The following is a 14,748-nucleotide window of genomic DNA, read 5'->3' on the forward strand; positions in this document are numbered from 1 at the left end:
GCTTTCGAAACGTGCCGTTCTTTGTTCAATCACATATATTCCTGCTCTTGCACACGGTCCTTTTCCCAATCTAATTGCCGGCAAATGCAACCAAACCGCCTGCCGCCACGCCGATGCGAAATTGCTTGCGAAGCTCGGGGACGCATGATATTCTATTTAAGTTGTGTGTTGACTGGCCTGCTTGTCAGGTCGGAAAATGTACAAGCTGGAGAATTCGCCTAGTGGTCTATGGCGCACGCTTGGAAAGCGTGTTGGTGTAACAGCCTCACGAGTTCGAATCTCGTATTCTCCGCTCTCAAGGTTTCGGGCATTTGCTCGGAACCTTTTTGTTTAGCCGAAAACGGCTTTATTCCAACGGTTTTAAGCGATACTGTCTCTTCCAGCCTGCCTGCGCAACTGTGCGTAACCCTGCATAAATAAGGTAATCTAACTGGGGAAATAGCTGGGGAAAAGAATCAGCGTTTATGACGCTGAGGCCACTCGTGGCATACGTAACTACCAACGCACAATCCCGCCAGCTATAAAGCTCAAGCTCGCAGCTATTAGTAGAGAATCAAATCTGGGTCGATATTTTTGCCAACCACGAGAGAGTCGCCGAACTTAACAGAATTCCAGCCACGAAGCGGCGGACCAAGCAAACCGTGGCGGGTGGTGACAGTGCGAGAGCGCGTCGATATTATGGCGATAACGCCACAGACAAGCACCACGAACACGGTCAGCGCAGCGAAAAGCAGCGGATCGCCTTTGGCACGACTCGGCTCTGGGATCGGTTCGGGGATGGATTGGCGAGTACCAGTGATGATGAGGCGCTGGGTGTTGATGGCGTAGGGCGTGCAGGTCATGAGCGTCACCAAATCGCGGCCTGGCACCACGCGGTAAAGATGGGTGTCTTGCGGGTCAATGACGTGGATGCCGGTAACGCGGTAGCCCATCGTGCGGCCGAGCGTCTGGACGTAGAAGATATCGCCGCGCTTGAGCTCGTTGAGGCGAGTGAACAACAGGGCGCTGCTCAGGCCGCGGTGACCGCTCAGCACGGCGTTCGTGGATGCGCCGCCAACGGGCAGGCTTGTGCCGTACAGGTGGCCGGCACCGTGAAGAAGTGCATCGTCGGAAGTGCCGTGGTAAATCGGCATGTTGACTGAGATTTTGGGGATACGAACGTCGCCCATCACGCCGCCACCGGTGTTTAAGAGGCTCTGATATGCGCGATCACTCTCGCTTTGTGTTTTTGCCTTAGCAGATGACGAGCCAGGATTTGCAAACGGATCAGCGAACTCCCCCAATGATTTTTGCCCGGAAGCCGCGATATGACGGTTATAGGCCTGAGCCCGGCGGTATTCGTTGACGACCTTACCTTGCGGCCAGCGATCAACGCGGCTTACGGAATCGTCGACGAGCCGGCTCTGCCGATATGACTGAATCGCCCAGACCGTCGGGAACCAAGCGATGGCCACGACGAGCGCTGTGGCGCAGCAGACGAGCAGCACATCGACCACGAGCATGATCGTCCTGCGAGAATTGCTCACTCCGCCATTCTCGTTGCGTAAAATCGCATCGAAATCCACGGCGCTCCTATACCTTGTTACTAGTTGCTATTACGTTGCAATGGAAATGAAACGATGAGGGACGAAACCCGTTGCAGAATCGTCCCTCATCATTGCGCTGTTGGCAGTCAGGTTCGCCTTACTCTTGGCGAAGACGCCTGCGAGCAATAATCAGCAGGCCCGTGAGCACCATGAGCACCACGATGACCAGCAGAATGAGAATCGCGCCGGCACCGCCAGTCAGCGGCAGCTGCGAGATAGAAGAGATGGCAAGCACCACGATCGGCGTATCGCTGGAGACCGCTTGACTGTGAGCCTCGACTAAGTGCCAAGCATCGGCTTCGTTCGTGTACACGGACCTCGTAGCATTACTCGAATCAGCCTGCACATGCACCTTGAAGATGGGCATGAAGGTGTCCGAGTAACCGGCAGGACGGGTGACTTCCTGGACGGTGTAGTCGCCATCACCCAAGCCGTTGAAGGTGAGAGTGCCATCGGCCCCGACCTCAAGATCTTCGACGAAGGCAGCACTGGTAGCACTCTGCGCGGCGGCCAGCTTGTAATTGCCGTCACCCAGCTTGATGAACTTGAGTGCAGTGTCGGCCGGCGTTTCGCCGGACTTAGTCTGAGTGGCCGTTGCGGCAGACAGACGATACTTCACGCCCGTAAGCCCCTTGATGGCATCCTTTTCCTTTTGATCCTTGGCATCATCCCACGCCACCTTGGGCTTGGTGATCACCGAGAACTTACGGAAGCTCGCCACGGAGGCCGGGTTCTGCGGGCTGGTGGAATTGGAGGCGACGGAACCGGTGTTCGGACCGGTCACGCTGCCGGAGTCCGGGTCGACGGTAGCGACGGTCGGATCGGTCGCGTTCGTGGCCGTAGGTTGGTTGTTGGCATCGTTCGAATAGCTGAGCGTCACGCCGTTCTGCAGCCATCCGCCGTCAGCATCATCGGTAATTGACATGGCGTAGGTGATGACAATCAAGTCCCGGTAATGGAACTTCAGAATGCTCGGCGAAAGGTCGAAGACCACGTAATCGGTAGAATCGTCGCCAGCGATGTCCTGGAACTGACCGGATGGGGACTTGTGGGAGGTCACCTTGTAATCGCCGTTGGCGGCGTTGAGCTGGGTGGTGCCAATCATCACCTTTTCGGAATTGGCAACATAATGCAGACCGAGCTGCGCAGGACGATCGATCATGGTGTAGATGTAGCGACGGAAACCGGTGGTCAGCGGGACGCTGCCAGTGAGTTTGTAATGCAATTTGCCGCCGATGGAGACGTTGTTGTTGTAGCCGTTGGACGAATCCAGCTCCTTGCTGACCGTCGGGGCATCGTTCTTCATGTCGACCAAGCCGAGGGTCCTGTCGTCGTCCATCTTGTCGCCGACCATCTTGTTGTAGGTCACGCCGCCGTCGGTGATAGCGGTGCTCACCAGCATCGGGATGGAGTTGCCGGCAATCTTCGGATCGGACGCGCCGGACTTGCCGTTCACATTGGCCTCGCCGGTGACATCATCGACCATGTAGATGCCTGGCAGCAGGCCAGAAATGCTCACAGTCATATGGTCTCCGGTATCAGAGGAAACGGTGGACTGCGCCGTGGCCGCACTCACCAAGCTCGCGAACTTATCGGTGTAGAAGACGTTGCTGACGAACTGGCGCAGCTTGCCGTCCCAGGCGTCTGCGGTGCTACCGCTGTTGGAAGTGGTGTCCTCGTTGGCGGTGTCGCTATTCGCCTGACCCTCGTAGCCAAGCCATTTGGCCGCAACCTCGCCGACAGGGTTGCCTTGGTACTGCACATCTTCCGCAGATCCCTTGACCGCTTGCAACGCGCTCGAGGCCTCACTGCGAAGCTGCGGATCGGTGCCGACGGATACGGCGTTGAGCATGCCCGTCTTGCCGTCACTGTTCACGGTGCCCTTGGCGTTGACGTACGTACCGATACGCACGGCCTTGAACTGGTGGCCGTCAAGCATCTTCTTGTCGCCCTGAACGGTGATGGTCTCGCCCTTGTACGGCGCAGCCACGGTGGTCGGCACGGAAATGCCGCCATCCCCTGCCCCTGCCGCGTTCGCAGCACCCATCGGAACGGCCAGCAACGTGACAGCGGCAAGCGCAGCCCCGGCAAGCTTATGTATGGTGGTTTTGAAACTCATATACCCTAACCTTGTCTTTCTTTCCTCAAATTGATACGGATATTGGCTATCGGCCCTTGTTGCCTTTGTTTCCGAAGGTTTCGTCGGACCAAATTTTTAACATTGTGCATTTGCATTCGCTGCGCATTGCAGCACGCTCGGCAGCGAAAACTGGCCAGCGCGAGAGAACACCCATATTGGGCGAACTCAGCGCTTGGCATGCGTACCGCGATGTCTTCCCGATTGTGTGCCGACTTTCTTCTTGAATCTGGCTAGGAAGACAAACCCCGCTGCACTGGCAAGCGCGACCACAGCCGCAACGACCAGCAGCCACCAACGTTTCCAGCCCGTGAACGGCAAGGACGAAACCGGCTCCGGCGAAGTCAGGTCCGCCGTAATCGCATCGGATTGGTTGCCAAGCTCGTTGCCGGAAATCTCGGCGAGCGTGTTGATGTTGTAGATGAAGTCCAGCGTTCCGGCGCGATCCATCGAGGTGATGGTGATTTTCCCCGGCGGCATGAACGTCGGGATATCAACGTGCCATTTTGCGTCCTTGTCCGTGACAACGTTCGACTCGCTGCCGTCTGGCCAAGCCACCGTGACGTGGTTACCTTCCATCCCCGTAAGATGGCTGACCGGCGTCGGATCGAGGCCGGTATGAGCCGTATCGGTCACCATGCCGTCGATGCCGCTTTCTCGGCTGATGGACGTGACCTGGACCGCGGTGGGATACATGTCGATCAGCTGGTTGCGCACCTGCCCGAAAGACAATACGCCCGTGTCCGAGTTCTTGAGCACCGCGACGATCGTGTAGAGAATCTTGCTGGCGTTATTGCCCTTCATGAAAGTTGATACGGGCTCCTGCCAGCTCCAATCGGTAAACCAGTGTTCCCCGCGCTGTTGCTGAGTCTGGTGCGCGGCATCGAGCGGGCCGAAATCCTTTAGCAAATACGTATCGGCAGGCGGCTGAGGATTGTTCGGATCGTCGTAGGGCTGGCCGGTGACGGTGTCGTGGTGAATCGGGCCGGACTGGGCCACCGCGTACAGTTTGAGCGAATCATTGGCATGCAGCGATTCCACAGACCCCTTGATGCTCACCGTCGCGTTTGCAGGCATTTCACTTTTGCCGGACGCATTGCGCACAGTGTGCGGCACTTTGAGCTGCTTGATCTCGGGATTCTTGTTCGTCTCGAGCTGGAAATTACCCTGCACGACGTTCGAGAAAAGCGAGGAAATCTGGAACTCACTGCTGTCGGTTTGCCAGGCGTGGTAGCGGATGGAGTGCTGCAGGTTAGTGTCGATCTTGCGCGGGTCTGTCATGGACCACGCACCATCAACGCCCACCTTGACGGAGCCGATTCTGACACCACGCGTGGCAGGGTCGTTCGGTTTGTTGAGATCGATGATATGCGACTGGTCCTCGGCAAAGAGCGTGACCGTATCGCCGGGAATGCCGGTACCGGTGACGGTGCGCGAAGCGGTCGGCACATAACCGCTGAACTGGTTGATGACCGGAGCGGTCGGCCGTGGGATGCTGTAGTTGGCAAACGCGGTGTCGATGGTCCAGCCGGTGTCGAGCAGTTTGTTGGTCTCTTCCTGCGGCATACCCGCCTTGATCGTCAACGGATGACTCGGATCGTCGTTGTTGTAGAGCGGATTGTATGCGTCATGGACGCTTTTCGTCTGCCCGCCCGTAGGCGTGTTCTGCACGACGCAGCCTTCGTAAGCCGCAGCGCTGTTCTGATCTTTGACATTGGGATTGGTGGAAATCGGCCACGTCACAAGCTTGAAGTAGCCGTCAAGGCCTTCCTTCTGCTTGATCTTACCGAAATCGATATTGCCCTTGGCGTCCTGCAAGATGTTCGGGTCGGTGCCGGCACCGGGAACCATCAAATGGTTCGGTGTGCTGTTGAACCCTCTGTTGTTCGGGCTATTGAACGCCGAATACCAGTCGTTGGCACCATAATTGTAGTAAGGCAACTGTCCGTCAACGCGTAATACAGTTGGTGTCAGTGACTGCACTGGCACCCAATCCTTGCCGCCTTTTAGCCCAAGCCACTGGTAGTAGAACGAAGTGTTCTGCGAGCAGGGATAGCCGCTATAGGCGATGTTGTACCAGAAAACGAAGAACGAATTGGCCGGGGCGACGCCCGAACCTGTTTGCTGGCTGGGGAAGCCATAATCAGTCACCAATCCCCAATTGGCCTGACCGCCGCTCCACAAGTTGGGATGCGCGTCGAAGCCGACATGCGAGGTCGGACCATTGCACCGCTGTACCTTGTCGGCCGTCGTGGTTCCTCCGGAATTGCACGAGTTGGCATACATGTAGGAAGGCACGCCTTCGGTGATGTTGGTGACGTAACGCGAATCAAGCGACGAATAGTAATAGCGGCCGTTATTGGCCGGCGTCTTGCCGTACATCTGCCTGCCGGGCGCCGCCACGGCGTAGACGTACTGGTCGTATTCGGTACCGCCTACATTGCGCGGGTCAAGGTTCTTTCCACGGTAGGATATATTGCCCTCGATGGAGATAGTGAGGTAATCGTAGTCGCCGGAGACCAACACGTTGTGGATAGTGTAATACTCGTCGACGTTGCTTGCCCAACGAAGAGCGGCGTTCTGCGCCAACGCATTGGCGTCACGGTCTGCGTCGCCACCGTAGGTGTTGATGTAGCGGAAACTGGTGAGATAAGTATTGGGATTAGTGCCCTTCGTGCCAGACTGGGAGACCAGCAGCTGCATGCCGCAGTCGATGTAGGGATCTTCGCCGTTGCCATAGCGTGGTTTGGTCTTGCCGTTGCCGCCATAATCCGAGATGGATGACACGTCCACGCAATTGGGGTTCACCATGCCATGCGGCATACGCAGCACAAAGTCGATGCGCAGTTCGTCGTCGACATCGTTGCCCTGCATCTTGTTGTTGTTCGCGAGGAACTTGTAGAGCTTGGGCTTGCAGTCGACGCGCTTGTCTGCAGGAACCGTGCTGGTGGTGTCCTGCGCGCACAGCGCCGGGTAGTCGTCGATGGTCACGTCGTTCCCGCTCGCGTCAGGGGTCACATTGTTGCCGGACGAAAGGTTTGCCATATCATCCTGGGCGCTGGCGGCATCCTGCGCCGCGATGTTCTGGGCGACATACGTCCCAATCTGCGTCGGATCGGCAGACGCGATATACGGGCTCAGCCCAACACTTCCCACCAGCAGGGACACCACGATGACCACTGCCATAAGCAAACGACCGCGGTGCGGGATCGCTGCTGGCTTTTCAGATACATCTTCGTCACGGAAATAGGTTGACTTCACAGCAATCACCCCCTCAACATCATCCGACATTGAAATACAATCTTTATATTTATTCATATATGCGTATAAATATCATGTTTTTCAAGTTCTATCTGTTGCATTGTCGTCGCAGGCAATGCACGCGTTTACCCCCCTAAACGCGCGAAGAAAATTTACGGATATTAAGTGTGCAGACCAAGAAAGACAAGATTTCTGTATTTTAATTAGACAAATGATGGTACGTATGTGAAGTTAATCTCACTTCAGCTCAACACTTTGTAAATCACTTCTTACGCAAATTTGTTCATTCCACTAGGTAAATAAAATATTCATCAGTGAATATTTATTATGAATAAATTCCTAAAATAACAAAATCTGCGACTTATTATGCTATTTCAAGATGTGATATTGCTCATAACATAGCAACCGGTTTTATAGCTCATAGAAATAATCAATACGATCTGCTTTTACTCAGCCGACACAGAACCGCCTGAAATGATATCAATCCATCAGCAACGGCCGTTAACCAGCCGAGTCCGAATCAGCCGAATACGTAGGCAGCGCGAAGGACGTGAAGGAGATAATCAATGCCTTATAACTTCTAGGTAACTAAAAGTCGACCGGCTTGGTGCAGAACATCAAACCGGCCGACTTCTTCTTTGACTAAAAGGCGCTAAATGGCGTCACCGTCTGTTTCGCCGGTGCGGACGCGGGTGACCGAATCGAGCGGGAGGACCCAGACTTTGCCGTCACCGATATTGCCGGTGCGGGCGGTACGCACAATGATATCGACCAATAGATTCGCATCGGCGTCGCGCACCGCCACTTCCACGCGGATCTTGGGGATGAGATTGACCGAGTAGCTCGCGCCGCGATAGACCTCGGTATAGCCACGCTGCTCACCGCAACCGTTGACTTCGCTGACCGTCATACCCTCAACACCGGCGGCCGCAAGGGCCTCCTTGACCTCGTCGAACTTCTGCGGCTGGATAATCGCTGTTATCAGTTTCATCACTTCATCTCCTTGAAGAGGGCGGTGGCCTTACCCACGAAATCGTACGCACTCTCGCCCTGGTCAGCAAGATCGACGCCGGTCAGTTCCTCGTTCTCGTTCACCCTCCAGCCGATGGTCTTTTGTAATACAAATGCAATGACGAACGTGACCACTACGGAGTAAACGACTGCGGCGAGCGCCACGACCACCTGTACCGCGAGCTGCCTCCAGCTGCCACCGGTGAACAGGCCAGTGCCCTGAGCAAAGAAACCGATGAGGACAGTGCCGGTCAGGCCGCCGACACCGTGAACACCGACCACATCGAGGGAATCGTCATAGCCGAATCGGAATTTGAGACCGCATGCGAGACAGGTCAAGACACCGACAATCGCGCCAATGACCATGGCCCAGAGAGGCGAGACCACATCAGCGGCCGGTGTGATGCCAACCAGGCCGGCCACCATGCCCGAGGCCGCGCCGACTGCCGTGTAGTGGCCGGTGCGAATTTTCTCAGTGAAACCCCATGTCAACATTGCCGCGGCGGCGGAAAGCGAGGTGCTCACCCACGCGTAGCCGGCGGTGCCGTTGGCGGCGAAGGCAGAACCGGCATTGAAACCGAACCACCCGAACCAGAGCAGGAACGCGCCGAGCATCACGAAGGGGACGTTGTGAGGGCGAATCGGCGCCTTGCCGAAGTCCTTGCGCTTGCCAATCAAGAGAACGATGACCAGCGCCGCGACGGCCGCATTGATATGAACGACCGTACCGCCAGCGAAATCATGGACAGGCGCACCGATGAACTTGGAAATCGGGCCGTCAGGCGAAAGAAGTCCACCATTCCAGACCATGTGGGCCATGGGCGCGTAATCGAGCGTGATCCAGATGGCCACGAAAATCATCCACGTGCTGTATTTGATGCGTTCCGCGAGCGCCCCGGAGATCAGAGCGACGGTAATCATCGCGAACGCGAGCTGGAAGGCGACGTCGATGCTCGCCGGATATTTGTTGCCGTTCGGCGTGAGGCCAGTGGCGGTGAAGACGCCGTCCTTGCCGGCCTTCATCGTGTCGCCGAGCAGGAATCCGGAAGCGGGGTCGCCGAAGATGCCGCCGATATCCTTGCCTCCCCATGCAATCGACCAACCCCAGAGGGCCCAGATGATGGTGCTCACCGCGAGCGCACCCGCAGACAGCATGAGCATGTTCAGCACTGCCTTGCGGCGCACCATGCCCCCGTAGAAGAACGCCACTGCGGGCGTCATCAGAAATACGAGCGACGCACAGACCAACATCCATGCGGCATTTCCAGTATCCATTTCGCGTTTCCTCCCCTTCGGCTTGCCTGCGCGACGGGATCCGACGCGTCCTGAACCGTATGGGGCTATACAACACGGAAAACGTAAGGAGAAGTTTGACGCAAGATTACGGCGGTGTAAAACTCATGCTTCTATCGAAACACGCTGGTTACCTGCGATCGAGGCAGATATACAAGCAGCCGCACACCAACCCGTTTGAGATGACATGCGGCTGCTGCGTTAACGCCCGTTTACGATTCTTGCTACTTAGGCAAGGATGCCGTCGACGAAACCTTCCGGATCGAATGGTGCGAGGTCATCCGGGCCTTCGCCAAGGCCGACCAGCTTGACCGGAACGCCCAACTCCTGCTGCACGGAGACGACGATACCGCCCTTGGCCGAGCCGTCAAGCTTGGAGAGCACGACGCCCGTGATACCGATGGCTTCAGCAAATACCTTGGCCTGCGCCATACCGTTCTGACCGGTGACCGCATCGAGCACCAGCAGCACCTCGTCGACCGGCAGGTTCTTTTCGGTGACACGACGAATCTTGCCGAGTTCATCCATGAGGTTCGCCTTGTTCTGCAGGCGGCCGGCGGTGTCGATCGATAATAAGGACATCGACGTTCTGTTCCTTGGCTTGCTTGGAGGCTTCGAATGCCACCGATGCCGGGTCTCCGCCTTCTTTCTCGCTACGCACAACCGGCACACCGACCTTCTGTCCCCAGGTTTCGAGCTGATCTGCGGCTGCAGCACGGAAGGTATCGGCGGCAGCGAGCATCACGCTCTTGCCCTCGGAGACGAAGAGACGCGCGAGCTTGCCGGCGGTTGTGGTCTTGCCGGTGCCGTTGACGCCGACCATGATGATGACGCTCGGCTTCTTGGCATCGGGCTTGTCGGCATTAAGCGCGCGGTCGGGCTGGGAATTGACCATGTCGATGAGCTTGGAACGCAAGGCCTCGCGCACGGCCTTCGGGTCGGAGGTACCGGTGATGCGGGCGTCGTTGCGCAACTCGTCCACCAGCTTTTCGCTGGCTTCGCTGCCGACATCGGCCAGCAGCAATGTGTCTTCGACGTCGTCCCAATCGGACTCGGAAAGCTGGTCCTTGGCGAGGATGTTGAAGAGCGCACGACCGAATGGATTCGACGACTTGCTGAGCTTCTCCTTGAGGCGAATGCCGCGAGAGGCCTTATTTTCCGGAACCTCAACGCTCGATGAAGAAGAAACGGTCTTGTCGGCAGAATCTTCGGTGGATGTATCGGAAGTACCGTTGTCAAGAGACGATTCTGAAGCGGCTGACCCGTCAGAAGTTTTTTTAGCTTCCGCTTCAGCACTGGAAGTACTGCTTTTAACAGCCTCAGAAACGTTGGCATCTTGCGCATTCGCAGCATTTTTCTTGCGCGAATGTGACACCAACACGGCCACAGCAATGAGCACAACGGCGACAACAACCAGCGCCACCACGATAAGCATCGGATTCATAGTAAAAGTCATGATTCAAGATTATTGGCGAGGCACGACGCATTCGGCCCTGCAGCAAGGTTTCCGCAACTTTTCAAAACCCGTATATAAATGAGGTATTCAGCAACAGTATTTGTAATGGTTTTGCAATCCAAAACATGAATCTGCAGCAATGAAGCTTTCTACAGTCGATTCCCTCGTTCCCTGCTGCACATCGGGAATGCCCAAATTTTAAATCCGCGAAATATCAGCATTCCAAAATCCACGTTCTCGATTTCCACAGCGCGGAAGCGCAAAATCCATCAGCATCGGCCTTCAATGCTATTTAAAGCAGAACATTGGCGATTTTGGAACACTTAATCCAATAGAAACTGTTCAAATGCGCTCATTTATTCTCAGAATCGCAAAATCAGTAACGTTGTGAACCGTGCACTTTACAATATAACTATGTCGAACGCTTCAAGAATGACCTCGTACCAGCGCCGCGAACAACTCATCACCATCGGCCGCGGACTTTTCGCCGCCAAGGGCTACGAAGCAGTGAGCGTGGAGGAGATCGCCGCAGCGGCGAAAGTTTCGAAGCCAATCGTCTACGAACATTTCGGGGGCAAGGAAGGGCTGTACGCCGTCATCGTCGACCGCGAGATGCAGAAACTCACCAGCACGCTCATCGATGCGCTTTCCGCCGGCGACACCCATCCGCGCCAGATTGTGGAACGCACGGCGCTGGCACTACTCACGTATATCGAAGAAAATTCCGAGGGCTTCAACGTGCTCGTCCGCGACTCCCCACCACCGACCCAGCTGGCTCGTTCAGTTCGCTTTTGGGTGATGTAAGCCTGCGCGTCGAAGAAATTCTCACGAAGGCGTTCAAGCAGCACAAGTTGCCGGCGAAGGGCGTTCCGTATTACGCGCAGATGCTCGTCGGCATGACCGTTTTCACCGGTCAGTATTGGGCCGCCAACCAGAAGAAAATCAGCAAGGAGCAGCTTGCCGCACACATCGTCAACCTCGCCTGGCACGGACTTTCGCGTCTCGAAGCCAAGCCCAAGCTGCAATTTGAAAACGATCTCGGCGTCCAAGATAGCGATAAAAGCAATAAGGGCGATGAAAATGGCAGAAACGGTGTCACTCAAAGCACCAGTAACGACAATGCAGCCAAAGACGAAGACGATGAGGAAGCCGGTAATAGCGACACCGATAACTCCGATGATATCGGCGACCAACATCAATGATGGCGCCATTGACCAACACAATGCTGCCATGAAAAGCAATTCGTGAATGCAGAGAACCCCAGCGACGCCTTGCACAACTTACGTTAAAAGTAACGCAATTCACGCGCGCACGCCTGCCATTCTCGGGATTGCATGGTAAATTAGGCTTGCTCGCCGCATCAACGCGACGGATTCCAATAATGAGGAAACATGCCGGAAACTAGCTCGAAAACACTCACCTTCGTGGTGCCCACGTTCAACATGGACGCTTACCTCGAGCGCTGCATCTCGTCATTGACCGCGATCCCCGACAACAGCGATATCGAAGTCCTGATTGTCGATGACGGCTCGTCAGACGGCACCCCGGCCCTCGCGGACCGAATTGCGGCAGAACAACCCGACATTATCCGCGTCATTCATCAGACCAACAAAGGCCACGGCGGCGCGGTCAACACCGGTATCGCCAACGCAAAAGGCATGTACCTGAAGGTCGTCGACGCCGATGACTGGGTGGGCGCGGACTCGCTCAAGCGACTCATGGATGTCATGCGCCAGCAACGTGACAAGATGGCTCCGATCGACATGTTCGTCACCGATTACGTCTACGACAAGGTCGGCAAAAAACGCAAGCACGTCGTGAAATTCGACAGCGTGATGGACGCGGATCGGCGCCTGGATTGGGACGACCTCAAGCATTTCGGCATTGCACAATACATGATTATGCATGCGCTCATCTTCCGCACTGACGTCTTGCGCCAGGCCAAGACCCAACTGCCCGAGCATACGTTCTACGTTGATTTCATTTACTCCTACCAGCCGTTCCCGTGGGTCAAATCGCTGATGTACATCGATACGCCTCTGTATCACTACTTCATCGGCCGCGACGGGCAAAGCGTGCAGACCGATGTGATGATTCGGCGCGTGGACCAGCTTGTGCGCGTCAACCGTGCGATGGTAGCGGCAACCCCCGAACGTGACACCGTGCCCGACGGCCTTTACCGCTATATGATTCACTTCCTCTCCATCGAGAGCGTGGTGGCAAGCGTCTTCCTCATTCTCTCGCGCAACCCCACGAACTATCAGATCAAGCAGGAGCTGTGGGATAACCAGCGAGCCGTTTCGCCGAGCATCGCGCGCGACGTCCGTCGCCAGCTGCCATCCCGCGCCATCAACCTGCCAGGTTCGATCGGCCGCTGGATTATCCGCATGGGCTATCACGTAGCCGAAAACATCATCGGTTTCAACTAAACCAATTCAACTTTGGCGGAAACCGTTTCAGCAGTAGCAGTTTCCGCAATTTGCTTCGCTAGGTTTACGCGCGTAGAATACCGAAACGTAAGCATGCCTATAGACCCCTATGGGTGTGGCTGACGGCCGAGGTAGGCCGTCAGGGTTGCATTCTCAAGGAGAGAGTATGAGCAATGAACAAGGCGGCACCCAGCCGGCCGACACCGCAGAACCAAGCGGCGCTTCACCGCAAATCAGCGATCTGAACCTGAGAACCAAAGAAGGTCGCAAAAGCTTCTGGACCAACATCGTCTCGGTATGGCTCGGAACGACGATGGAATACGTCGATTTCGCCCTCTACGGGTTAGCTTCCGGCTTGGTCTTCGGCGAACTGTTCTTCCCGAAGCAGACACCGGTCATTGCGCTGCTTTCCTCGTTCGCCGCGTATGCCGTGGGCTTCATCGCCCGCCCGATCGGCGCCTTCGTACTCGGCCGCGTAGGCGACAAGCACGGACGCAAGTTCGTCATGGTCTTTACCGTGCTGCTGATGGGCATCTCCACCACGGCCCTCGGCCTGCTGCCAACATACGCACAAATAGGCATCTGGGCCCCGATTCTCCTCTTGGTCTGCCGCATTCTACAAGGCTTCGGCGCAGGCGCGGAACTTTCCGGCGGCGCGGTCATGCTCGCGGAATATGCACCGGTCAAGCATCGCGGTCTCGTCTCCTCGCTGATTGGTGTGGGCTCGAGCACCGGCACTTTGCTCGCTTCTGTGGTCTGGCTGCTGGTGCTGTTGCTGCCACATGACAAGCTCATCGCTTGGGGATGGCGCATCCCCTTCATTCTCTCAGTGCTCATCGCGCTGTTCGCGGTCTATCTGCGCCAAGCCATGCAGGAAACCCCGGCATTCCGTTCGTATCAGGAAAAGCGCAAGCAGGAAGACGCCATCCTTGCCAAGTCCGGCAAGAAGCCCGAAGAACGCAAGGGCGGCTGGAAAGCCTTCTTTGTCATGCTCGGCCTGCGCATCGGCGAGAATGGCCCGTCCTATATTGCACAGAGCTTCCTGGTCGGCTACGTCGTGACGTTGGGCGTTTCCAAATCCGTGCCGACTACGGCCGTGATGATCGCCTCGATCCTGGGCTTCGCCGTCATCCCGTTCTCCGGCTGGCTGTCCGATAAGTTCGGCCGTCGCATCACCTACCGCATTTTCTGCGCCCTGCTCGCCATCTACGCCTTCCCGGCGTTCTGGGCTCTGCAGACCAAGAACACCCTGGTGGTCAGCATCGTCATCATCGTCGGCATGTGCCTCGGTTCGCTCGGTATCTTCGGCGTGCAGGCGGCATACGGCGTGGAGCTTTTCGGCATCCAGCACCGTTATTCGATGATGGCCGTTGCCAAGGAGCTCGGCTCGATACTTTCCGGAGGCACCGCACCTATGATCGCTTCCGCACTACTCGCAGCAACGAAATCCTGGGTTCCTCTGGCGGTATACTTCTGCGTCATGGCGCTGATCGGCTTCTTCACCACTTTCGTGGCCCCGGAGACGCGTGGCCGCGATCTGACACTGATCGACGACGCCATCTAAAACTGAACCGT

The 14,748-nt window shown here is 56.4% G+C and carries 7 protein-coding genes, 1 tRNA gene and 2 pseudogenes; 4 read left to right on the top strand and 6 right to left on the bottom strand.

The window, feature by feature from the left end; translation table 11 throughout:
* Positions 1–207: 207 nt before the first annotated feature.
* Positions 208–292 (top strand) — tRNA-Ser (locus OZX57_RS07940).
* A 250-nt stretch (positions 293–542) separates the two neighbouring features.
* Here the strand turns inward: OZX57_RS07940 and OZX57_RS07945 are convergent.
* The 6 genes and pseudogenes from OZX57_RS07945 to ftsY all read right to left on the bottom strand — a co-directional run bounded on the left by OZX57_RS07945 (position 543) and on the right by ftsY (position 10,723).
* The gene (locus OZX57_RS07945) at positions 543–1,565 is read right to left on the bottom strand and encodes a class C sortase (RefSeq protein ID WP_277162098.1); all 1,023 of its coding nucleotides are present in this window, start codon (positions 1,563–1,565) and stop codon (positions 543–545) included.
* A 118-nt stretch (positions 1,566–1,683) separates the two neighbouring features.
* On the bottom strand, positions 1,684–3,705 hold the full coding sequence (locus OZX57_RS07950; protein ID WP_277162099.1) for a prealbumin-like fold domain-containing protein: 2,022 nt from the start codon (positions 3,703–3,705) through the stop codon (positions 1,684–1,686).
* A 186-nt stretch (positions 3,706–3,891) separates the two neighbouring features.
* On the bottom strand, positions 3,892–7,014 hold the full coding sequence (locus OZX57_RS07955; RefSeq protein ID WP_277162100.1) for a hypothetical protein: 3,123 nt from the start codon (positions 7,012–7,014) through the stop codon (positions 3,892–3,894).
* A 622-nt stretch (positions 7,015–7,636) separates the two neighbouring features.
* Positions 7,637–7,975 carry a P-II family nitrogen regulator gene (locus OZX57_RS07960; protein ID WP_277162101.1) on the bottom strand — a complete coding sequence of 113 codons (339 nt, stop codon included), beginning with the start codon at positions 7,973–7,975 and terminating at the stop codon, positions 7,637–7,639.
* Entirely contained in the window at positions 7,975–9,270 is a 1,296-nt protein-coding gene (locus OZX57_RS07965) for an ammonium transporter (RefSeq protein ID WP_277162102.1), read from the bottom strand. Before OZX57_RS07965 ends, OZX57_RS07960 begins: the two co-directional genes overlap by 1 nt.
* A gap of 246 nt (positions 9,271–9,516) precedes the next feature.
* Positions 9,517–10,723, bottom strand: a pseudogene (ftsY, locus tag OZX57_RS07970) (signal recognition particle-docking protein FtsY).
* Between the two features lie 435 nt (positions 10,724–11,158).
* On the opposite strand from ftsY, the pseudogene OZX57_RS07975 reads away from it, so the two are divergent.
* From OZX57_RS07975 to OZX57_RS07985, 3 genes and pseudogenes are all read left to right on the top strand, one after another.
* Positions 11,159–11,946 (top strand): annotated as a pseudogene (locus OZX57_RS07975) (TetR/AcrR family transcriptional regulator).
* Positions 11,947–12,135: 189 nt separating this feature from the next.
* Positions 12,136–13,173, top strand: coding sequence for a glycosyltransferase family A protein (locus OZX57_RS07980; RefSeq protein ID WP_277162103.1), 1,038 nt, complete (start codon positions 12,136–12,138; stop codon positions 13,171–13,173).
* A gap of 166 nt (positions 13,174–13,339) precedes the next feature.
* The gene (locus tag OZX57_RS07985) at positions 13,340–14,737 is read left to right on the top strand and encodes an MFS transporter (RefSeq protein ID WP_277162104.1); all 1,398 of its coding nucleotides are present in this window, start codon (positions 13,340–13,342) and stop codon (positions 14,735–14,737) included.
* The last annotated feature ends 11 nt before the right edge of the window (positions 14,738–14,748 follow it).

Source organism: Bifidobacterium sp. ESL0682, assembly GCF_029392815.1.
Lineage (GTDB): Bacteria > Actinomycetota > Actinomycetes > Actinomycetales > Bifidobacteriaceae > Bifidobacterium.